General features: G+C 56.3%; 18 protein-coding genes. 6 read left to right on the top strand and 12 right to left on the bottom strand.

Annotation, left to right across the window (positions count from 1 at the left end; genetic code table 11):
- Positions 1–22: 22 nt before the first annotated feature.
- The gene (locus ACYVHB_RS11030) at positions 23–478 is read right to left on the bottom strand and encodes a DinB family protein (RefSeq protein WP_461051780.1); all 456 of its coding nucleotides are present in this window, start codon (positions 476–478) and stop codon (positions 23–25) included.
- Positions 475–3,495 (bottom strand): glycoside hydrolase family 3 N-terminal domain-containing protein, encoded by a 3,021-nt coding sequence (locus ACYVHB_RS11035; RefSeq protein WP_461051781.1) that lies wholly within the window; start codon positions 3,493–3,495, stop codon positions 475–477. Before ACYVHB_RS11035 ends, ACYVHB_RS11030 begins: the two co-directional genes overlap by 4 nt.
- 86 nt (positions 3,496–3,581) lie before the next feature.
- On the opposite strand from ACYVHB_RS11035, the gene ACYVHB_RS11040 reads away from it, so the two are divergent.
- On the top strand, positions 3,582–4,241 hold the full coding sequence (locus ACYVHB_RS11040; protein WP_461051782.1) for a DUF1345 domain-containing protein: 660 nt from the start codon (positions 3,582–3,584) through the stop codon (positions 4,239–4,241).
- Here ACYVHB_RS11040 and ACYVHB_RS11045 read toward each other — a convergent pair.
- Both ACYVHB_RS11045 and ACYVHB_RS11050 read right to left on the bottom strand, forming a co-directional pair.
- The gene (locus ACYVHB_RS11045; RefSeq protein ID WP_461051783.1) at positions 4,216–4,410 is read right to left on the bottom strand and encodes a hypothetical protein; all 195 of its coding nucleotides are present in this window, start codon (positions 4,408–4,410) and stop codon (positions 4,216–4,218) included. The genes ACYVHB_RS11040 and ACYVHB_RS11045 overlap by 26 nt on opposite strands.
- A 27-nt stretch (positions 4,411–4,437) precedes the next feature.
- Positions 4,438–5,166 (bottom strand): class I SAM-dependent methyltransferase, encoded by a 729-nt coding sequence (locus ACYVHB_RS11050; RefSeq protein WP_461051784.1) that lies wholly within the window; start codon positions 5,164–5,166, stop codon positions 4,438–4,440.
- A gap of 83 nt (positions 5,167–5,249) precedes the next feature.
- On the opposite strand from ACYVHB_RS11050, the gene ACYVHB_RS11055 reads away from it, so the two are divergent.
- Positions 5,250–5,660 carry a phage holin family protein gene (locus ACYVHB_RS11055; RefSeq protein WP_461051785.1) on the top strand — a complete coding sequence of 137 codons (411 nt, stop codon included), beginning with the start codon at positions 5,250–5,252 and terminating at the stop codon, positions 5,658–5,660.
- Between the two features lie 91 nt (positions 5,661–5,751).
- Here ACYVHB_RS11055 and ACYVHB_RS11060 read toward each other — a convergent pair whose 3' ends face one another.
- From ACYVHB_RS11060 to aspS, 7 genes are all read right to left on the bottom strand, one after another.
- The gene (locus ACYVHB_RS11060; RefSeq protein WP_461051786.1) at positions 5,752–6,414 is read right to left on the bottom strand and encodes a zinc metallopeptidase; all 663 of its coding nucleotides are present in this window, start codon (positions 6,412–6,414) and stop codon (positions 5,752–5,754) included.
- A 164-nt stretch (positions 6,415–6,578) separates the two neighbouring features.
- Positions 6,579–7,058: a D-glycero-beta-D-manno-heptose 1-phosphate adenylyltransferase gene (rfaE2, locus tag ACYVHB_RS11065; protein WP_461051787.1), complete on the bottom strand. Its 480-nt coding sequence runs from the start codon at positions 7,056–7,058 to the stop codon at positions 6,579–6,581.
- 29 nt (positions 7,059–7,087) lie between these two features.
- Positions 7,088–8,149: a lysylphosphatidylglycerol synthase transmembrane domain-containing protein gene (locus tag ACYVHB_RS11070; RefSeq protein ID WP_461051788.1), complete on the bottom strand. Its 1,062-nt coding sequence runs from the start codon at positions 8,147–8,149 to the stop codon at positions 7,088–7,090.
- A gap of 123 nt (positions 8,150–8,272) precedes the next feature.
- Positions 8,273–8,626: an aspartate 1-decarboxylase gene (gene panD / locus ACYVHB_RS11075; protein WP_461051789.1), complete on the bottom strand. Its 354-nt coding sequence runs from the start codon at positions 8,624–8,626 to the stop codon at positions 8,273–8,275.
- A gap of 51 nt (positions 8,627–8,677) precedes the next feature.
- On the bottom strand, positions 8,678–9,817 hold the full coding sequence (moeB, locus tag ACYVHB_RS11080) for a molybdopterin-synthase adenylyltransferase MoeB (RefSeq protein WP_461051790.1): 1,140 nt from the start codon (positions 9,815–9,817) through the stop codon (positions 8,678–8,680).
- Between the two features lie 135 nt (positions 9,818–9,952).
- Positions 9,953–12,940, bottom strand: a complete 2,988-nt coding sequence (locus tag ACYVHB_RS11085; protein ID WP_461051791.1) for a sialate O-acetylesterase — start codon at positions 12,938–12,940, stop codon at positions 9,953–9,955.
- A 260-nt stretch (positions 12,941–13,200) separates the two neighbouring features.
- Entirely contained in the window at positions 13,201–14,967 is a 1,767-nt protein-coding gene (gene aspS / locus ACYVHB_RS11090; protein ID WP_461051792.1) for an aspartate--tRNA ligase, read from the bottom strand.
- Positions 14,968–15,245: 278 nt separating this feature from the next.
- Between aspS and ACYVHB_RS11095 the strand changes: the two genes are divergently transcribed.
- The gene (locus ACYVHB_RS11095; RefSeq protein WP_461051793.1) at positions 15,246–15,932 is read left to right on the top strand and encodes a hypothetical protein; all 687 of its coding nucleotides are present in this window, start codon (positions 15,246–15,248) and stop codon (positions 15,930–15,932) included.
- A 165-nt stretch (positions 15,933–16,097) separates the two neighbouring features.
- Positions 16,098–16,691 (top strand): YbhB/YbcL family Raf kinase inhibitor-like protein, encoded by a 594-nt coding sequence (locus tag ACYVHB_RS11100; RefSeq protein WP_461051794.1) that lies wholly within the window; start codon positions 16,098–16,100, stop codon positions 16,689–16,691.
- 34 nt (positions 16,692–16,725) lie between these two features.
- Here ACYVHB_RS11100 and ACYVHB_RS11105 read toward each other — a convergent pair whose 3' ends face one another.
- A complete protein-coding gene (locus ACYVHB_RS11105; protein ID WP_461051795.1) occupies positions 16,726–17,463 on the bottom strand; it encodes a DUF2490 domain-containing protein in 738 nt (245 codons plus the stop codon).
- A gap of 220 nt (positions 17,464–17,683) precedes the next feature.
- Between ACYVHB_RS11105 and ACYVHB_RS11110 the strand changes: the two genes are divergently transcribed.
- Positions 17,684–20,284 (top strand): TonB-dependent receptor, encoded by a 2,601-nt coding sequence (locus ACYVHB_RS11110; protein ID WP_461051796.1) that lies wholly within the window; start codon positions 17,684–17,686, stop codon positions 20,282–20,284.
- A 46-nt stretch (positions 20,285–20,330) separates the two neighbouring features.
- The gene (locus tag ACYVHB_RS11115; protein ID WP_461051797.1) at positions 20,331–20,927 is read left to right on the top strand and encodes a beta-class carbonic anhydrase; all 597 of its coding nucleotides are present in this window, start codon (positions 20,331–20,333) and stop codon (positions 20,925–20,927) included.
- The last annotated feature ends 42 nt before the right edge of the window (positions 20,928–20,969 follow it).

The raw sequence follows: 20,969 nt of genomic DNA on the forward strand, positions 1-20,969 counted from the left end.
GCTAATTGAACTGTACACACACTCACCCTTCCCGCGTCCAGACGATGAAATCCGTTACCGGGGGTTCATCCAGCATGGGTCGGATTAGTTGCACCACCTGCCCCCGGTGATAGGCCGCGTGGTGACTCATGTGGGTCAGAATGTCGAGCAGTGTACTTTGATACGCCACCTGTTTCGAGTTATGATAGTCAACGGGTTGCGTCAATTCCGACTCGGCCAGCGCACTCAGGTAGCTTACTACTTTGCGGTGCTGCCGCTCGGCGGTTTCGCTCATCCATCCCACTGGCGTATCCTCCCAGATAGAGACAAACGTCGTTTCGTGAAGCACCCGCCCCAGCCAAACCTGCTGCGCCGACAAAATATGGCCCATAATGGCTACTGCCCGCGCTGGTGGATTGTCCAGCGTTTCGAGGGCGTCGATAATGCGCTGGTTAGCCCAGAGTTCGTAGTTAAGCAGGTGAATCAGGAAGTTTTTCATTGAATGCCGCGCTTGATTGCTTCGTATAACGCTTCGGCAACGTAGGTACGGGTATTCAACGTGCTGATTTTATTATTGTTTCGGGTGGGATAGACGCGGTTGGCCAGAAACACGTAGGTCAGGTTGTAGGCCGGGTCAGGATCGACCCACGTAAAGGTGCCCGTGAAACCCGAGTGTCCGAAACTGGCCTTGGTGGCCGAACGGGGGGCGTTGCCGGTGTACGCGAACGACGGTTTCTCGAAGCCCAATCCGCGCCGGTTCCCTAACTCAGGGAACTGGTAGCGCGTGAACTCCGCGATAGTTTTGGCCGAAATGTACTGCTGTCCGGCGTAAGCGCCTTTCTGCCGGTACATCTCAAACACCTTCATCAGATCGTTGGCCGACCCAAACAAGCCCGCGTGCCCCGACAAGCCACCGAGCATGGCCGCTCCTTCGTCGTGCACACGTCCCCAAATGAGCGTTTTGCGGAACAGCGAATCATATTCGGTGGGCACGATGCGGTTGAGCGAGTAAAGCCGCCGTGGGTTGTAGGTTAGTGTAGTCGCGCCGAGCGGGCCGTAAAATGTGCTTTTAAGGTAATCTTCAAAGTTTTGACCCGTCAGCCGCTTCACAATTTGCGGGTAGAGGATAAACGACAGGTCTGAGTACACGTATTCTTTTTTCGCGTTCAACGGCGAATCTCGAATCTGCTCAAAGATGGTTTTTGGGTAGCGTCTGAACAGATACAGACTGTCCGTTATTTCAATCGAATAGCGGGCGCTGGGTTTGGTTCTGAAGGTTTTGGGCTTCCAAGTGCTGTCTGCACTTCGGGTATCGCGCCAGAAGGGAATCCACGCCTTCAGCCGGGCCTGATGGGTCAGCACGTCGCGCCAGACGAGGTCGGCCTTGTTCGACTTTTTGAAGTCGGGTAGGTAATCCGCCATTTTGCCGTCTACGTTGAATTTGCCTTCGTCCGCTAAGCGCATCAGGGCGGGTGTTGAGGTGCTCACCTTTGTCACCGACGCCATATCGTATAAATCGTCCAATTGCACCGTCTTAGGTTCCGCCCCTAATGACGCATCATACGTATGTTTGCCGTACGCTTTGCGAAAAATAACCTTGCCGTCTTTGGCCATCTGCACCACACAGCCCGGAAACGCCTTTTGCGCCAGCCCAACGTTCACTAATGAATCCACCCGCTGCGTCAGCAATTGCCCGTCGATGCCGACCTCTTCAGGAATGGTGTATTTCATCCGGCCAATGGGCTGAACGGTGATGCCATCGCCGAGCCGGAACCGCTGATTCACCGTCACGGGCAGCTTTCCCGACGCGCCAATGGCCCCGAAAATTAATTGTGCCGACAACTCCTCGGTGTAATCGGTGAGTTGGTAGGGCATGACAATGGCCCGCGCCCGCTCAATGTTGCGTTCGGGCCGGGCCGAGTCGGCAGGAAAGGTCAGCTTATCTAATGCGTACACATTGCCAAACACCGTGACAACGGCCTTGCCCGTCGCCACTAAATTACCAACCAGTGTAGCCGTTTTGGCCTGCATACCGTATTTGGCACCCGGCCGGATGTTGTTCAGATGAACATCCACCAGTAACAGGTTGTACATACGCAGCGAATCCAGCACCCGCGCCACGGTCGAATCAGGCATTTTCGAGTTCATCCGGAAATGGTCAACCCGTGTGTAGTTGCCCGCCATCTGTTGAAACGCCGTCAGTTTCTCGCTTTCCACTGCTACCGATGCAATACGGAGCGTGTCTAACCCTTTCAGCGGCAGCAGGTTTCGCTCGTTCTTCAGCACCGTCAAACTGGCCTCGGTAAACCGGCGGTTGAGGAGCACATCCTGCACGGGGTTCAGATCGCGGACGAGGTTATCGAGCACAATGGGTTTGTATCGATCCAGACCAACCCAGGCTTTGGCCCGCAGCACTTTCAGGCACCGGGCGTCTAAGGATTCCTGCGTGATGCGCCCGTCGACCACGGCCTGTTTGATGAGTGCTAACGCGGCCGGAACGTCTTCCGTAAACTCCAGCACATCCATCCCCGCTACGATGCCTAACTGATCGGCCTGCCCCGATGGAAAGTATTTCGTGACGCCTTTCATGTTCATGGCGTCGGAGAAAATCAGTCCCTGGAAGCCCAGTTCGTTTTTGAGCAGGTTCGTCACGATGTTGGGCGAGAGCGTCGAAGGGCGGTTGCGGGTGGTGTCTAAGGCCGGAATGCTCAGGTGCGCAACCATCACGCCCGATGCCCCGGCGTTGATAAGCTGCCGGAACGGGTACAGTTCGAGGGAATCGAGTTGGGCCCGGCTTTTATTAATCAGTGGCAGGTCGTAGTGCGAATCGGTGCCGGTGTCGCCGTGGCCGGGAAAGTGTTTGATGCTGGTTAACAGCCGGTTATCCTCCATGCCCCGCACGTAGGCTAAGGCTTTGCGGGCCACAGCGTACTTGTCTTCGCCGAACGAACGGAAATTGATGACGGGGTTGTTGGGGTTGTTGTTGATATCGACCGTTGGCGCAAAATTGACGTGAACGCCCAGCCGACGCGCCTGTTTGGCTAAGTTCGCGCCCATCCGGTAAATGAGCGAATCATTACCCGGCATGGCCCCCAACGTCATCTGGTAGGGATACCGGACGGTGCTGTCCAAGCGCATGGCTAAGCCCCATTCGGCATCCATGGCAATCAGCAGCGGCACCGTCGAGAGCGCCTGCAATCGGTTGGTGAGCTTGGCCTGCCGGATGGGGCCACCCTGAAACATAACGACCCCACCGAGTTTATTGGTCCGAACCAGCGTCACCAGCGAGTCTTCGTAGGCTGGCTTGCGGTTCGAGTAGCCCGCGACCATAATCAGTTGGCCAATGCGTTCGTCGGGGGTGAGCGTGGCAAATACCGAATCCGCCCACCGGTTCACGCGTGGTCCTCCGTAGCGGTTGCCCGCTTGCAGAAACGTGGGCAGGGTGGTCTGGGCGAGCGCAGAAAGAGAAAAAAGAAGGCTGAATACGGTGGCAAACAGAGACCGGCACGGGGTCATGGGCGAATGGATTGGGTCGTGAAGCATCAAAAATACGAAAAGGAATGTAGTTCAGCCCTACATTGCCCCTCGTTACGAATCTTGCTATGGCTTCACTGATTTCCCGGATTAGCGGGTTGGATGCGCACCACCGGTTGCTGATTGCGTTAGGGGTTGCGTTCCTGGCGTTCGGCCTGGTGCCCGGCACACTGGGCTGGCCGGTGCGGCTCACATTTGCCTGGGTCGTTTACGCCCTGACGGTGCTGGCCCTGACGTGGCTAACGATTGTGAATGACCATCCGCGCGACCTGCCCCGTGTTTCGCGGCTACAGGATTCGAGCCGGGTTCAGATTCTGGCATTTGTGGTCGTGGCCGCCGTGGCCAGTCTGTTTGCCGTTGTTGCCGTGCTGGATTCCATGCGTCAGGAGAACCGCATTACGCACACCGCGCTGGCGATTCTGGCGGTAGCCAGCGCGTGGGGTCTGGTACACACGGTTTTTACGCTCCGGTACGCTCACCTGTACTACGGCGATGACCCCCGTAAAACCAAACCACCCGGTGGCCTGGAGTTTCCCGACGAACCAGAACCGGACTACCTTGATTTTGCTTATTTCTCGTTCGTTATCGGCATGACCAGTCAAACATCCGACGTAACGATCAGCGCCAAATCCATGCGCCGGACGGTTTTAGTGCATGGTATATTGTCGTTCGGATTCAATGCCATCATCATCGCACTGACGATCAGTGGCCTTTCCGGGGTGATTTAGACCGGCTGTCGGGCGACGCTTTTTTGGCTTTCTCCCGCTGCTCCTGTTCATACTGTTCGCGCTGCCGTTTGTCGGACAGCAGGTTACGGTATAGCCCGTTCAGTACATAGATGTCGTCAACTTCGTCAATGAGCCGGTGGAGGTGTTCGCGGACCTGGGTAATATTCATTGGTAATGGGTTTGTGACCGTAAGCGCTTACTTTCCGAAGAACATAATGTGCTGCTGCGGTAACCGCTTGTCATTCTTCAATAGTTTCAGCCCAACAGCTTTCATCTCTTTGGTTGCCTGTGCCACGCTCAGTTTGTGGATTTCTTTGATGGGTACACTTGGGTCTTCGGCCCTGTACTCTACCAGCACCACGCGCCCACCCGGCTTTAAGGATGAAGCAATCTGGCTCATCATCTCGCGGGGGTACGAAAACTCATGATATGCGTCGATCAAAATGGCCAGATCAACAGTGTTGGCGGGTAGTTTTGGGTTGGACTCGGTGCCGAGAACCGGCTGTACATTAGTGATCTTCCGCTTTGCTTTGCCTTCGTTCAGGTAGTCGATCATTTCGGTTTGAATATCCACCGCCAGCACCTTTCCTTTAGGCACTTCCGAGGCCATCAGAAACGTGAAAAAGCCCGTTCCAGCACCAATGTCGGCCACGACGTCGGTCGGTTTGAGGTCAAGGGCGGCCAACAGTAAATCGGTGCGTTCTTCTCGTTCGCGCTCCGGGCGTTCGAGCCACGACGCGCCGAGGTGACCCATCACGTGCGCAATTTCGCGGCCCTGATAAAATTTACCAATGCCATCGCGGCTGGCTTCGCTGAAGCGGTACACCTTCGCCGAATCGGTGGGGGAGGACGTTGCCGCCTGCTGCGATGAACCCGGCCCGCAGGCCATCAGAAATGTGAGTGCTAAAATCCAAAGACGATACATGCGTTGAGTGCTGGTTGTAGGGGTTAAACTATCGGTGGACGAAAACAGTTGTTGGAAACGAATCAACTATCCCAGTTTATCGCATGAACCTTATCCTACACCTATTACTCGATGCCGCCGTGATTTTTGGACTGGCGTATTTCATGCCCCAGGTCGACGTCAAAAATTTTGGAACTGCTCTGCTCATTGCGGTGCTGCTGGGACTGCTGAATTTCTTCGTTGGCTGGATCATCCGGTTTCCCCTCAACTTGGTTACGCTCTTCCTGCTGTCGGGCATCGTCCGTATTATTGTGACGGCCATTTTGCTGAAGCTGATCGACAAATTTTTGGACAGTTTCACCATCGCCGGTTTCTGGCCCGCCTTAGTCATCGCCATTGCCGTGGCCGTAGCGGGTACGCTGATCGACCGGTCGGCACCAACGCAGCAAATGGAGCAGCGGATGATCGACTCCGGCTACGTAGTCAGCCAGTCGTCGCGTCTGCTATTCGCTTAAATTGCTTCTGATTTCAGTTCACGCAAAAGCCGCGTCGTTGCTGACGCGGCTTTTTGTGTGAATCAGAACGAACCGTGTTAAGTTAACGAGCTTAGTTCCGGCGACCGCCCAGCAGGATACTGGCATAGTACATGAGCGTGGCCAGCGAACCCAGCGCGGCAACGACGTAGGTCATAGCAGCCCACCACAGGGCGTCTTTAGCAAACGTGTACTCCCGCTCGTTCACGACTCCGTTCGTTTGAATCCAGGCTAATGCCCGTTTGCTGGCGTCGAACTCAACGGGCAGCGTCACGAAACTGAACAGGGTCGTCAGCGCGAATAGGCCCACGCCAATTGCCAAAGGAAGCGGTGTCGTCTGCAACAGCAGAATGCCGCCCAACAGAATCCACTGCATATAGCGCGACGAAACTGTCAGCACCGGCACCATCGCCGACCGCAACTTTAAGGGTGCGTAAGCTACCTCATGCTGCACGGCGTGCCCACACTCGTGAGCCGCTACGGCTGCTGAAGCCACGCTCTTGCCATAATACACATCGGCACTCAGGTTGACGGTCTTGTCGGCCGGGTTATAGTGGTCAGTAAGCATTCCTTCGACGGACAGGACACGCACGTCGAAAATGTTGTTTTCGCGCAGCATCCGCTGGGCTACTTCAGCCCCACTCAGGCCATTGCTGAGTCCAATTTGTGAGTACTCGTTAAATTTACTCCGTAGCCGCCAGCTCACAAATGCGCTGAGACCGAAGATGACAAGCATTAATATCCAGGGAGAAGCCATGGTTTGTTGGTCAGGTTTTAAGTTTATATGGGGCAACGTATCCGCCCGTTATCAGTAAAACAACAGAAAAGCCGGAAAAGTATCCCGATCTGTTAACCGTTTATCAAGCAAGTGGTCCTTTTAACAAGCGTTCTATACGGAGGTTAGTAACCCGCTTTGATTCGCTCGATGAGTTTGGTGGTCGAGTAGCCCGGCACGAGGGCTACCGTTTCGACGCGTCCACCGCGAGCCAGGATGAAATCAGCCCCAACGATGGTGGCTACCGTGTAATCGTCACCTTTTACCAGTACGTCGGGCCGAACGGCTTCGATCAGTTCGAGGGGTGTTGGTTCGCCGAAAAGTGTAACGGCGTCGACAAATTCGAGGGCGGCCATGAGCCGGGCGCGGGCATATTCGTTAACAACGGGGCGCAGGGGACCTTTGATGCAGCTAACGGACGCGTCGGTGTTGAGACCCAGAATTAACCGCTGACCGAGAGCACGGGCTTTTTCAAGGTAGTCGATATGGCCGAGGTGGACAATGTCGAAGCAGCCGTTGGTAAACACAATCGACTGGCCATCGGCCCGCCACTGATTGGCTTGCTCAACGGCCTGCTCACGGGAGAGAATTTTGGATTCGGTCACTGCTGTTCTGTTTTTACAAATATGACTAATTAGCGCTCCAGCCGGACGGCGTTTGGGTCGGTTAATACGTCGGTGGTAGTGGCGGTTTTATTACGCCGGAGCAGCACAACCAGGAGGCTCAGAACGCCCAGAATAATAATCATCAGGGTTGAGACACCGTGGATAAACGTCGCCAGAATCTGCCCGTCCTGGCTCGTCAGGCCATATAAGAGCGCCACTTGTCCCACCAGCAGGTGAAACGAACCGATGCCGCCCGGTGTGGGGGCGGCCATGCCCAGCGATCCCACGACGAGGATGGTCAGACCGGCCAGCGGACCGAGGTTAGCCGTGGCAGGCATGGCAAAAAACAGCGTGTACGACATCAGGTAGTACATCGTCCAGATCAGCAGCGTATGAAACACGAACGCCCCCGGTCGGCGCAGCCTGCGAACGCTCAGCAACCCTTCGAGCAGCCCTTTGGTGAACGCCATTACTTTTTGATAGAGCGGGTGCCGACCCAGTGCGTCGCGGTAGCGGCCGTACAGAAACCAGCCCAGCACGGCCAATCCCACCAGCACGGCACCAATCACCAGCAACACCCCTGAACCCCCCGAACCGCTGCCCTGACCACCTACTTTGTTGCCGAAAAACTCCATGAAGAACTGACTCAGCCGGTCGAACTCAAGCACGAACGTGGCGGCTAATAAAATCAGCAGCAGCAGTACGTCGAAGAGCCGCTCGGCCACCACCGTCCCGAAGCTGACGTTGACCGGTACATTGGAAAGGCGGTACAACGTGCCACAGCGGGCTACTTCACCCGCGCGGGGCAGCGCAAGGTTTGCCAGATAACCCGTCAGCACACTGACTGTGGCGTCGAGTGAAGTTGGACGCTGGGGCACTACCGGTTCCAGCAGAATGCGCCAGCGTTCGGCCCGGCTCCAGTGGGCAATAAGGGTCAACAGCGCCGACGCCAGCACCCAGCGGTAATCGGCTGCGCTGATTTTGGTCCAGAGGTCGCCCGCGTCGAGGTTGCTTTGCGTGAACGTGAACCAGAGCAGCCCCCCGGCAATGGCCAGCGAAATAAGGTATTTGAGAACGTTTGTAAACTTCATAGAATAATAGCTAACGTGGCCTTCCAGCGGAGCGCCGACTGGCCGCGTCGTAGTAAAAAACTCCGTCACAAAGTAACGGAGTTTCGGTGAAATGGCTGTTAATGGTTTGTGAACGGGTCTGACTCAGGCGCGAACCAACCGATTGTTATCATCCGGAAAAACGACGGTTGGGGTGTGCGTTCGGGCTTCGTCGGGCGTCATCATGGCGTAGGAAATAATGATGACGATGTCGCCAACCTGTGCCCGGCGAGCAGCGGCCCCGTTGAGACAAATGATTCCCGAACCACGTTCCCCTTTGATGACATACGTGATGAGCCGCTCCCCGTTGTTGTTATTGACGATGTGAACCTGCTCATTTTCGAGCAGACCAGCCGCATCCATCAGGTCTTCGTCGATGGTGATGCTGCCGACGTAGTTCAACTCGGCCTGCGTGACTTTGACGCGGTGTAATTTTGATTTTAGTACGTTGACGAACATGATTGTTTCGGTGATGCCAAACGGCGCGGCAAAGATAGGGGTAAAAAGGAGTCAATACACCGCCATCTCCGGCTCCACGTCCCGCGCCCAGGCGTTGATGCCGCCGTCGAGATTATACAGATTCGTCAGGCCGCCCTGGGCGTACAGGTACTCGGCAACGTTGGCCGACCGGATGCCGTGATGGCAGTAAACAACCACCGGCCGGTCGGTGGGAATGCGCTTGCGGTTGTTAGGAATCATGCCAATCGGAATCAGAACGGCCCCCTCCAAATGGCACAGGTCATACTCAGGCCGCTCACGCACGTCGAGCAGAAACAGGTCTTCGCCCGCAGCGAGTCGATTCGCTAATTCCTGCGTCGACATTTTCTGCGGTCCCGACGTCGTGACCACCGGCCGCATACCGGCCGATGCGAGTCCCTGCCGGGCGAGGTCTTCGGCGTCGGGTCGGCGTTTGGTCTTGATCTTTTGCTGGCTCATGGCGAGCAGATCGACCATCAGCAGGTGTTCACTCAGCAACTGACCAATGCCGGTGATGAGCTTGATGACTTCGTTGGCCTGATAGGTGCCAATAACGCCCGGTAGCACGCCTAATACGCCCGTATCATTGCAGTTCGGAATTTCAATATCGTTGGGGTATTCGGGAAACAGGCATCGGTAGGTAGGTCCTCTTTGCCCATCGCCGAGGTCGGCATTCAACACCGCTACCTGCCCTTCAAACCGGTGAATAGCTCCGTACACAAACGGTTTGCCGAGCGTTACGCACACGTCGTTGACCAAATAGCGGACCTTAAAATTATCGGTGCAGTCCACCACAATGTCATAGGTGTTAATGATGGAACGGGCGTTGCCGGTTTCCAGCGCCATCGTGTACGTGTCGAACGTGAGGCCGGGATTGAGCCGGTTGAGGTGCGTGACGGCGGCCTTAGCTTTGGGCTGGCCCACTTCGTCGGTGGTGTAAATGACCTGCCGCTGCAGGTTGCTCAGGTCCACCACGTCGGGATCGATAACGCCAATGGTGCCCACGCCGGCGGCCGTCAGATACAACAGTACCGGGCAGCCCAGCCCACCGGCACCCACCACCAGCACACGGGCGTTTTTAAGCCGTAGCTGACCCTGCTGCCCTATTTCGGGCAGGTTCAGGTGTTTCTGATAGCGTTGCTTTTCGGCGGGTACGAGCGTCGTGGCTTCCATGGGTTGGGTGGTTGAGCAATCCAAAACGATATTGCTATACTCCAACAGATTTTAGTTCGTGAAAATTGCGCTCAATTCGCGCATCCTGCCGATTATTTCAACGAATGGGTACAAGTGTCTGACAAACAAAGCCCTTCACCGCGTCCGTATGCTCACAGTTGCTTCGTCGTCTTCGCCGGTTGCGTAGCCATTGCCGGGTGTGGAGTCGGGGTCGGCCGGGGTCACCGTCGCTACCTGCGCCCGCACCGTTCCCGCCCCGTTTGCCTGCACCATGAGCGTGAGCGTGGCCGACCCTCCGGCTGCCACAGAAGCAATCGTACCCGTTACGGTTTGGCCATTCACCATCAAGCCGTTGGTATCGGTCAGTTGCCAGCCCGTTGGCAGCAGCGTCTGGAGCGCGACATTGCTGGCCGACGCCCCGCCCCGGTTGCTAACCCGCAGCGTTAGTTGAAGAACCTCATTTTGGACGGGTGTCAGGCGGTTCGACGAGAGGCTCAGGCTCAGGTCGGCGGTGGCGGGATTGGTTGGGGGCTGGTTGGATTGCACGGGCGGCAGGGGCGTTTGGTTTGGGTTGGGCGATACCGTGAGCGTACCCCCGCCGTCGGCCGTGCGCAGGTCGGCGAATGCCGCATCGTCCTGCCCGTCGCCCGTGCCCGAATTGGACTGGGAGTCGGGGTCGGCGGTGCTGCTCGCCGTTACCTGAGCCGCCGTGGCGAAACTGCCCGACCGCGTGGCTTTGACCCGAAACGCAGCCGACCGGCTTTCCCCGCCGTTTAAGGTGCCCGCGTTGAGGGTAACCGCCCCGGACGACCCACTGACGAACGGGGAGGCCGAATCCACAAAAAGCAGGCCATCGGGAAGCAGCGCGCCCGCCGTTACGCCATTGGTAGCTTGCGGTCCTGCATTGGTCAGCACGAGCGTAACCGTGATGGGCTGATTGACGGCGGGCGTCCGGTTGCTGACGCGCAGGGACAACGACAAATCCGCAGCGTCGGTACAGATGGAAAATGGCTGACTGGGGGCGCTGGCTACGGCCGGATTGCTGGCCACGACCCGAATCCGGTAATTGGTTCCGGCGGGCAGGGAGGCTGGCAGCGTTACCTGAACAGGGCTGGTTGAGCCGCTGCCAATGATGGTTTCGCCCGCAAAAGAGCCGTTGGCGTCGGACAGGCGGACGCTGAACGTGTTGCCGCCGTTCAGGGTGCCGTCTGTTACCTCGACCGCTACCGGAAACGAGCCAATGATGCAGGTTGATGCGGCCGGGTTCGTGATGGTAACAACGGGTGGAATAGGGCCAATCGGTTCCATGGGGTAGTACAGAATAACCCGCCCGTCGATCAGGTCGGCGTCAACCCACAGGCCCGCCCCAGTGTTGCCCTGCCGCCGGACCGACAGCCGATACCGCCCTGGCCTTACCCCATCCACAAACGCCGTTGGTGGTGGATAGCTGCGCACGTAATTGAAATCGGCAAACTGTTCGTAATCCGGGAACTGCGAACTGGGCGAGGCCAGATACCAGCCCGTGTCGTTGAACTGGCCCCCATCAATCGGCTCCAGCTTAACCTCCATGGGGGCATCGGCCCGAACCATAAAGAAAAAACCGTGGCTATCGGACTCGTAGCGGTAACCTGATTTAAGCAGAGCTACATCGGCCGTGCCCCCGAAAACGGGATTACGGAGTTGGTTTGGGGGCGCGGGCGTGGCGGGGGCTGACTGCTGAACCATAAACGGCTCCCCCAGCGCACCCGTCGTGACGGGGTGGGTCGAGAGCGTCCGCAGCCGGTAGGAGCCGTCGGGCAGGTTGCCGGGCAGCGTTACCAGTATGGGGTTGCTGGTGCTGGGTGGTGATTCATAAACGGTGGTTCCGTTATCGGTTCGTAACACCTGAACGATATACTGATTGTCGGCTTCATGGGCATCGTTGCGGACTGATGAAGCCACCAGTGTTTCTCCCGGTCGGCGCGTCAGGGGTAAGGTGTACCCGCTCGTAATCAGCGTCGATGCGTCGGCGGGCGTAAACGGAACGGCATTCGCGAAGAACGCCGTCGTCAGGCGCTGCTCCCAGCTTTCAATAAACCGGAAAAAACCCGCCCCGATTAAATGAATATCATCAGGGCGGTTTTCGGGGCCGGTGATGTTGTCGGTTTCCGGTCCCGGAAAAACGTTTGGTACTTCGTTGATGAGCCGGTTCTGGGCGCTGATGATGGCGGGGCTGCCTTGTCCGTAAATATAACTCGCCCGCGACATTACCCACGGCAGGGAAGCCCCGCCAAGCTGCTGACGGCTCTTTTCGATCACGTACCGGATATTGTCGAAGTAAGCCTGGGAGGAGGTACCGTTGAACTTGTCGCTTTCGCCCTGATGCCACAGCACGGCCCGGGCGCCCGTGCGCCGGATGTAGTGCAGCAGAGCCGCGCCCAAACGGCGGTAGACGGACGAGCCGGGAGTTGACCCGATGATGCCAGCCGCCGACCGCTGCCACTGATAACTGTCGGTGCCCCCCAGAGCGGCCCCCAGGAACAGCACGGGTACATTAAACTGCTGGGCCAGTCTGTCGCCCAATGGCCCCCAGATATGAGGAGGCTGGCTGGGACCGATGTTGGTTCCGTAACTGGTGTGGCTGAACTGAATGGGCAGCAACTGCTCGGCCAGATCGTCCTGCCGGAAATCGACGCACGACACCCGATCATCGACCGTGTTGGGAATCCGCTCGAAGCCCCCATACGCATTCGACTGGCCCGCCACCACGAACACTTCACCCACGCCCACGCGGTTAACCTTTGTTTCGGCCAGTAGGGTTGTTCCCGCCTTTGCCCGAACATCTAACCGGTACCAGCCGGTCGACACGGTCACCTGACCCCGGAAGGCCGACGAACCCGCCAACAGGTCGAGTTGTTTCCAGGCGGTTACACTGCCTTGGTTAATGGCCAACGGTACAAACCGCGCTTCGACGAGCGTCGCGCCCGACGGAGCCATGCCGGTCACAATCAGGTTCGCATCGTTGTGGAGCGTTCGCTGGAAAACCATCCGGGGAACCGGATTTGTAATCCGTAATTGAGCGAAGGAGATGAACGGCAATAGACAGGATAGGGTCAGCAAAAGCCAACGGAGACGAGAGCGCATAGGAACGATACAATGAATGGTGTAGAATGAGGAGACTTACTATTGCCTTTACCTGCTCTTTGTACCAACTTTTGTGCCGGAAGAGAATAATTGACCTACTAAGTCTGCCAGTAACAAAAAGGGGCGGCATCAACAGGGCTACTGTTGATGCCGCCCCTGTCCGGGCAAACTGTATTTAAGTAGTTATTGGTGGGTTACTGGTATGCAGGTAGTTGGTTATCAGTGCAATTAGCACCCTCAACGCTCATACACACAGCAACCTAAGAAGCCGTTGTCCTTATGTTCAATTCGGTCAACTGGGCGGCAGAAATGGCCGACGGTGAGTCGATCATGACGTCGCGCCCGGAGTTGTTCTTGGGAAATGCAATAAAATCCCGGATGGATTCGGCCCCGCCGAAGAGCGAACACAGGCGGTCGAAGCCGAACGCGATACCACCGTGGGGGGGCGCCCCGTACTCGAAAGCATCCATTAGAAAGCCAAACTGTGCTTTGGCTTCCTCGTCCGAAAAACCCAGAATACTGAACATCCGGGCCTGCAGATCCCGGTTGAAGATCCGGATCGATCCGCCCCCAACTTCCGTGCCGTTAATAACCATATCGTAGGCGTTGGCCCGAACTGCCCCTAAGTCACTGTCTAACAGTGGAATGTCTTCCGGCTTGGGCGACGTGAACGGATGGTGCATGGCGTACCAGCGCGAATCTTCTTCGCCGTATTCGAGCAGGGGGAAATCGAGCACCCACAGGCTGCTGAACGTATTCGGGTCGCGCAGGCCAAGTCGGCTGCCCATTTCCAAACGCAACTCGCTCAGGTGCTTGCGGGCTTTGTTCGCATCCCCCGACACGATCAGCAGTAGATCGCCCGGTTTCGCGTTCAGGCGTTCTGCCCAGGCTGTCAAATCGGCTTCGGAATAGAACTTGTCGACGGACGATTTCAGCGACCCCGGTTCGCCGTCGCGATCTTCGTTATACCGAACGTAGATTAGCCCTTTTGCCCCAACCTGCGGGCGTTTGAGCCACTCGGTCAGTTCGTCCAGTTGTTTGCGGGTGTAGTGCGCACAGCCCGGCGCGTTGATACCGACGACGAGTTCGGCCGAGTCGAAAACAGGGAAACCTTTGCCTTGTGCCAGGTCGGTCAGCTCCACAAATTCCATTCCAAACCGCGTGTCGGGCTTGTCGGAGCCGTAGCGTCGCATGGCATCGGCGTAGGTCATGCGGGGTACTTCGGCTAAGTCGATGCCTTTCACCGCTTTGAACAAATGCCGGACCAGCCCCTCAAACATGGTCAGGATATCCTCCTGCTCCACAAACGACATCTCGCAGTCGATCTGGGTAAACTCGGGCTGGCGGTCGGCGCGGAGATCTTCGTCCCGGAAGCACTTCACAATCTGGTAATAGCGGTCGAAGCCCGATACCATCAGCAGTTGCTTAAACGTTTGGGGCGACTGCGGTAGCGCGTAAAATTCACCGGGATTCATACGGCTCGGTACCACAAAATCCCGTGCTCCTTCCGGCGTCGATTTAATCAGCACCGGCGTCTCGACTTCAATGAAATCCTGCCCGTCCATGTAGAGTCGGGTTTGCTGAGCCATGCGGTGGCGCAGTTCGAGGTTACGCCGAACGGGATTCCGGCGCAGGTCCAGATACCGGTATTTCAGACGCAGGTCATCGCCCCCGTCGGTTTCGTCGTCGATCAGGAACGGGGGCGTTTTGGCCGGGTTCAGCACGCTCAGCGCCGTAACCTTGATTTCGATGTCGCCGGTGGGCAGGTTGGGGTTCTTCGACTTCCGCTCGATCACGGTTCCCGTGGCCTGCACCACAAACTCGCGGCCGAGCGAACGGGCCGTGGTGAATAGTTCGGGCGCGGTCTGGCCATCTTCGAGCAAAAGTTGAGTGATGCCGTAGCGGTCGCGGAGGTCGATCCAGAGAACACCGCCTTTGTCGCGGACGGTTTGAACCCAGCCGCAGAGGGTGGCGGTAGTGTTAGCGTCGGGTAGGCGGAGTTGTCCGCACGTGTGAGTTCTGAGCATTTTCAACGAGCGAAAGAGTGAATGAGCGAAAGAGTGAAAGGCTGACGCATGTTCCGCTTCGCCATGGCGTTCCGCTCTTTCACGTATTGACTCTTTCGCTCTTTAAAATGAAAGCCGCAAAGGTAGGAAGTTTGCGCGTACAGCACCGTTATCTTTCCGGTTTGCCTTTCCAAATCAGCGTTTTGTTTCGTATATTTACCTCCCCAATTCAGGACAAACAACCATACTAATGACACCGGTAACTGGCCTGAAAATCAGTGAATCGGTGCCCAAACCGCATGAAGCGAGGACGACATAATCCCAATCAACTTCAGATCGACTTTCTGGCCAATTTCCGCCGGATGCTCATCAGTTTAGGCGGCCCCGAAAAACTGCCTGTTAACGAAAGTTTGTTTATGCGCATGACCGATCAATGGGAAAATACCCAGGTTATGCCCGCCGATCTACTGTTCCAGAAAAGCCCCGTTGAAGCCGTGGTGTTCCGGCTGCAGAAAACCGATCCCGACCGGTTGCAATTCCCGACTGAACTGATTGCGGGCGAAATTCGTGGCGAACAGGGCCTGACGGGTTTCTCGGCCAAGTTTCGGGAGCAGGGCTGGGTCATTCTGCCCGCCGAGCTGTCGGCTATGTACAAGAATCTGTTTCTGAATATTCTGACGGCCTCCGTTGGGCTGGAGCATTTGTACCCGTCGCGTCCGGCACTGCTGGCCGAAGCCGAGCGAATGGCCCTGGAAGCCATGCTGCCGGAAGACGAGATTCGAAAGTTCTTTGGACTGCGGCTATCGCGCTTTCCCGACAGTTTCCGCAGCGAAGTGGTCAATTACTACAACCTGCCGTTCGACTACGTCCTGAAACGGGCTAACCACGCCGGGCTGGTATCGGAGCAAGTTATTGAAGAGTCGCGCAGTGGCCAGCCGTTGCGTTCTACCATTCTGCGCCGTCCGCAGAGTAGTCGGGCTGCGTAGGGCAACAGGGTGTTGTCAGAGTCTACTTTTATCAGGCCATACCATAGGTATACGGAGATTTATAGTGACGCTGTTCATCTACTGTTCATACGCAAGTAAGCAAACGTAACGGTTTTTACGCTTAATTAGCCGGTTGGATACCCTCACGTACCTACCGGCTTTTTTATGCGCTTACTTCTTCGAATTTTGGTAGGACTGGTCATCGGACTTGTGTTCGTGGCGTTTGGACTGTATGCGTTGGCCAAACGCGGTCGGGAGGCTGAGCTCGCCTACCTCCGTACGCTCAGCAAAACGGTGGTCCTGTCCAGTAGTTCGTTTCCTCCCAATGGTGACATGCCCATCAGTTGCAGCTGCAAAGGAGAAGAAGCGTCGCCTGCGCTGCGCTGGGAAAACAGCAGTCCTGCTGTCGAATCGTATGTGGTGCTGCTGACCGATTATGACGTGCCAACGCCCGCTTTTCCCCTTTACAACCTTTCCCATTGGGTTGTCTATAACCTGCCCGCGTCGGTGCGGAGCTTACCGGAGGGCGTCACGGCCGAACAGATGCGGCTGCTGAGTGGTAAAGTTGGCAGAAACGGCACCGGCGACGCGAACTACATTGGCCCCTGCCCACCGGTTGGCCGACACGCCTACGTGCTCCGGGTGTACGCGCTCGATCAACTGCTGTCATTTACGGACTCGCCCGATAAACAGGATGTTCTGGACAGTATGAAGGGCCACGTATTGGGCTACGGTGAACTGACGGGCTATTTTCAGTAACAGACCTCGTGCCGTTACCGTTAACGCAGGCCAGTTACGGCTGTTTGCGCAAGTCGAGCGTGTGAAACAGAAACAGCCGGGCCACGTGGTTATTGACGAACGTATTACCGGCCGCCTGCTGCTGAAACAGATTCATGTAACCCGCCTGCACCGTCAGCGACTTGCTGAATGGGTAGGATACGCCAACAAAAAAGCGGTTTTGATCGAAGTAGTTGTAGGTAATCTGCTTGCCCAGATTGATAAACGCTTCGTTCTGCAATACAAAATTCGGTACGCCAGGTTGAATCGTTTCGCCCTTCAGCGGAATCTGGAGCAGGAAATTGTAGCGCAGCCGCCAGTTGAATCCATAACCATCGGCTAATTGATCGCCCCGAATACGACGGTTGAACCGCTCCTCAGCCCGAATCCACTGCACTAAATTGAGCCGTTTGCTGCGACCCGACCACCAAACCTGTTGCCAGGGACGATGTTCAGGCCGTATGGTGCCGCTGGGCGACAGATACGATCCTATGTAGGCGTAGCCTGCCGTGAGCCGGACATTGTCGGCGAGGTAATACGTTAATCCAGCCCGAAACAGGTGCTGATTCCAGCGGTCGAGGAAGTCGGTACGCCGGAGATGAACCTCCGCCCACAATCCCCAATGCGTACTAAACCGGGTCTGATTAAGGTAGCCCAACCAGACTTGTTCCTGCTTTTGCACGGTTTTTACCGGCTGTCCCTGTAAAGCAAAGCTGTAAATGATAGAAAGTAGAACAAGTACTGCTGTTTTCATATGGATTGCGCGAAAGGCGGGAATTGACTTTTTAAGTGAATACTTATTTTTAAAGCAAGAATAACAAACCATACGCCGGAATTAAGACTACTCCGTTTGGAAGTAGCAGCAAGATAATCGTTTCTTTGTAAACTCTACAAAACCAATAGATTATAACTACTAATAGTCTATCTAACACCGGGAGTAGTAGGGTTATTGCAAACGTACACTATATACTGTCATGAAATTAACACTACACCAAACCCAGGTAAGGGTGAAACAGCGTTTGAAGTTAACTTTCTGGATTGGCCTATTGTTGTTGCCTTTCGTTGCAACTGCTCAGAACGAACCCATCATTAATGCAACGGTATCGGGAAAAATCATTGATGCGCGTACCAGCAAAAGCTTAATTGGAGCCACGGTTTCCATCAAAGGAACAACCAATGGTTCTTCAACAAATCAAAACGGGCAGTTTACGCTCATTACGGGTCAAAAACTTCCGTTTACGGTCATCGTATCCTACGTGGGTTACCAGACGAGCGAAGTGCTGCTCAGCGGTGACAACGCAGAAATTAAACTCAGCGAGGGAGCCAATCAGCTTTCCGATGTAACAATCACCTCCCGACGCCGTCAGGAGTCGGCCCAGGACGTTCCCATTCCGATCTCGGTTCTGCGGGGTGCCCTTGTTGAAGATGCTGGTGCGTTCAACGTTAACCGCCTGAAAGAACTCGTTCCATCGGTGCAACTCTACGCATCGAATCCCCGCAACACCACCCTCAACATCCGGGGATTAGGTTCAACCTTCGGGCTGACCAACGACGGTATCGACCCCGGCGTGGGCTTTTACGTCGATGGCGTGTATTTTGCCCGTCCGGCCGTGACGGCGCTCGACTTTGTGGACATCGACCAGATCGAAGTGCTGCGCGGACCGCAGGGCACCCTGTTTGGCAAGAACACCACCGCCGGGGCTTTTAACATCACTACGCGGGCGGCCAGTTTTATACCAGGTGCTACCTTCGAGGTCAGCTACGGCAACTACAACTTCGTGCAGGCCAAGGCATCCATAACGGGGCCGCTGAGCAAGAAGTTAGCCGCCAGAGCCTCGTTTTCCGGTACGCAGCGCAATGGCACACTGACCAACGTCCGCACCAACCAGTCGGTCAATACGCTCAACAATCTCGGCTTCCGGGGGCAATTGCTCTACACGCCCAGCGATAACGTTAAACTCACGCTCATCGGCGACGTTACCGACCAGCAGCCCAACGGCTATGCGCAGGTGGTGGCTGGGGTGGTAACGACCAAACGGGCGGCTTACCGGCAGTTCAACGCCATCATTGCCGATCTGGGCTACAAACTGCCCACCACCAACCCCTTCGACCGGATCATTGACCACGACACGCCCTCCAAAGCGGATAACCAGTTGGGCGGAGTGTCGCTCAACGCCGACATCAAACTGGGGTCGGGTACGCTGACGTCCACCTCGGCCTGGCGGTACTGGAAGTGGGGACCGCTCAACGACCGGGACTACATCGGTCTGCCGGTCTTTACGATTTCAGCGGCCGCTTCCAAACACGATCAGTATTCGCAGGAGATTCGCTACGCGGGGGACATTTCGTCGCGGCTGAGCGGGGTCGTCGGCGTGTTTGGTCTGTACCAGGATTTGCAGTCGGACCCGGTGCAGACTGAAGAAGCGGGCGCGGCCCAGTGGCGGTTTGCTCAAAGCTCGACCAGCGCCCTGTGGAAAACGCCCGGCCTGTTCGATAACTTCGGCATCAAGACCACCAACAGGCTGCGCAGCACCAGCGCGGCCGTGTTTGGACAGTTGGATTGGACTGTGAGCGACAAGTTTCACATCCTGCCCGGCATTCGCTACAACTACGACAAGAAGATCGCCAACTACAAACGCGAAACCTACGGGGGGCTGCAAACCACCGACCCGGCCCTGCTGGCGCTGAAAAACGCCGTCTACACCAATCAGGCGTTCGACACCGAGGTGGACGAAACCAATTTTTCGGGCCAGTTGACGGCTCAATACAAAGCCAGCGCTCGATTTAACGCCTTTGGAACGTACTCGCTCAGCTATAAACCCGTGGGGGTCAATATCGCCGGGCTGCCCACGGCCAACGGCCGGGTGCTGACCGAACTGGCCAGAGTGAAACCCGAATTTGTGACCCACTACGAGCTTGGGATAAAAACCCGGCCCACGCCCAGCACCATCCTGAACGTGGTTTTCCACAACACCGACATCAAGGACTACCAGACGCAGGTGCAAACGCCCGAACCGGGCGTAAACCGGGGCTATCTGGCCAATGCCGAGCGAGTGCGGGTACGGGGTGTGGAAGTGGACGGAAACCTGCGGGTGAGCAATAATTTCTCCGTGTACGGCGCTTTGGCCTATACCGACGCCAAGTACGTCTCGTTCAAAGATGCGCCAGTGCCTCTTGAGGAAACCGGTGGTGAACGGGCTTTCAAAGACATTTCGGGGGGCGACCTGCCGGGCGTCTCTAAGTGGGCAGGTTCGCTGGGGGGCGAGGTGAGTGGAGCCGGGAAGTTTTTGGCTCAGGACGGCCGTTTCTTCTTTGCCGCCGATGCCTACTTCCGCTCTGGGTTCTCGTCGAGTCCCTCGCCCTCGCAGTTCCTGAACATTGACGGTTATACGCTGGTGAACGCCCGCATGGGTTTCCGGGCCTCCAACGGCACGTCGATCTTTTTGTGGACGCGCAACGGGCTGAATCAAAATTATTTTGAGCAGTTGCTGGCGGCCCCCGGCAATGCCGGTCAGTACGGCGCGGTGCTGGGCGATCCCCGCACCTACGGCATTACGCTGCGGTATTCATTCTAACGACCATTTACCACTACCTAACCACAAGTAAAACAGCGTAACAATCATGGCAACAGAAACACAAAGTCAGGTGCTAAGCGAAGTGCTGAACGCCAATGAAGCGTACGTCGATTCGTTTGGCGACAAAGGCAGTTTACCATTGCCACCGGGTCGGCATTTCGCGATTTTGACGTGTATGGACGCCCGGCTCGATCCGGCAAAATACGCGGGTCTGGCTGAAGGCGATGCTCACGTAATCCGCAATGCCGGAGGCCGCGCCAGCGACGACGCGATTCGGTCGTTAGTGATTTCGCAGAAGCTGCTCGGTACAAAAGAGTGGTTCGTCATTCACCACACCGACTGTGGCATGGAATATTTCACAGACGACATTATACGGGACTTGCTGTCGAAGAGCCTGTTGACGGCGCGGGTTGACGAAACCGGCTGGCACAACGTAACGGAAGAAGGCGGTTCGGACGAAGCCCGTTTTATTTCATTTCTGACGATTAAGAACCTCGCCGATAGCGTGACCGAAGACGTGCAGCGTATCAAGCGCCATCCGCTGGTGCCGCAGGACATCCCCGTTTATGGCTACATCTACGACGTGAAAACCGGACGGCTGATCGAAGTGCCGGAGGCTACTCAGGCGGGTCGTATTAATTGATACCAGCATGTAATCAACATCGAGTTAACAAAAGCTGTTTGC

The organism is Spirosoma arcticum, from assembly GCF_054779955.1.

What these genes read in the sequence shown, in the direction of transcription:
- ACYVHB_RS11095 (WP_461051793.1), top strand. Translation starts at nt 15,246, where the DNA reads ATGAAGCGAGGACGACATAATCCCAATCAACTTCAGATCGACTTTCTG.
- panD (WP_461051789.1), bottom strand. Translation starts at nt 8,626, where the DNA reads ATGTTCGTCAACGTACTAAAATCAAAATTACACCGCGTCAAAGTCACG.
- ACYVHB_RS11105 (WP_461051795.1), bottom strand. Translation starts at nt 17,463, where the DNA reads ATGAAAACAGCAGTACTTGTTCTACTTTCTATCATTTACAGCTTTGCT.
- ACYVHB_RS11030 (WP_461051780.1), bottom strand. Translation starts at nt 478, where the DNA reads ATGAAAAACTTCCTGATTCACCTGCTTAACTACGAACTCTGGGCTAAC.
- aspS (WP_461051792.1), bottom strand. Translation starts at nt 14,967, where the DNA reads ATGCTCAGAACTCACACGTGCGGACAACTCCGCCTACCCGACGCTAAC.
- ACYVHB_RS11110 (WP_461051796.1), top strand. Translation starts at nt 17,684, where the DNA reads ATGAAATTAACACTACACCAAACCCAGGTAAGGGTGAAACAGCGTTTG.
- moeB (WP_461051790.1), bottom strand. Translation starts at nt 9,817, where the DNA reads ATGGAAGCCACGACGCTCGTACCCGCCGAAAAGCAACGCTATCAGAAA.
- ACYVHB_RS11060 (WP_461051786.1), bottom strand. Translation starts at nt 6,414, where the DNA reads ATGCTTGTCATCTTCGGTCTCAGCGCATTTGTGAGCTGGCGGCTACGG.
- ACYVHB_RS11045 (WP_461051783.1), bottom strand. Translation starts at nt 4,410, where the DNA reads ATGAATATTACCCAGGTCCGCGAACACCTCCACCGGCTCATTGACGAA.
- ACYVHB_RS11055 (WP_461051785.1), top strand. Translation starts at nt 5,250, where the DNA reads ATGAACCTTATCCTACACCTATTACTCGATGCCGCCGTGATTTTTGGA.
- ACYVHB_RS11115 (WP_461051797.1), top strand. Translation starts at nt 20,331, where the DNA reads ATGGCAACAGAAACACAAAGTCAGGTGCTAAGCGAAGTGCTGAACGCC.
- ACYVHB_RS11035 (WP_461051781.1), bottom strand. Translation starts at nt 3,495, where the DNA reads ATGACCCCGTGCCGGTCTCTGTTTGCCACCGTATTCAGCCTTCTTTTT.
- ACYVHB_RS11040 (WP_461051782.1), top strand. Translation starts at nt 3,582, where the DNA reads ATGGCTTCACTGATTTCCCGGATTAGCGGGTTGGATGCGCACCACCGG.
- ACYVHB_RS11050 (WP_461051784.1), bottom strand. Translation starts at nt 5,166, where the DNA reads ATGTATCGTCTTTGGATTTTAGCACTCACATTTCTGATGGCCTGCGGG.
- ACYVHB_RS11085 (WP_461051791.1), bottom strand. Translation starts at nt 12,940, where the DNA reads ATGCGCTCTCGTCTCCGTTGGCTTTTGCTGACCCTATCCTGTCTATTG.
- ACYVHB_RS11100 (WP_461051794.1), top strand. Translation starts at nt 16,098, where the DNA reads ATGCGCTTACTTCTTCGAATTTTGGTAGGACTGGTCATCGGACTTGTG.
- ACYVHB_RS11070 (WP_461051788.1), bottom strand. Translation starts at nt 8,149, where the DNA reads ATGAAGTTTACAAACGTTCTCAAATACCTTATTTCGCTGGCCATTGCC.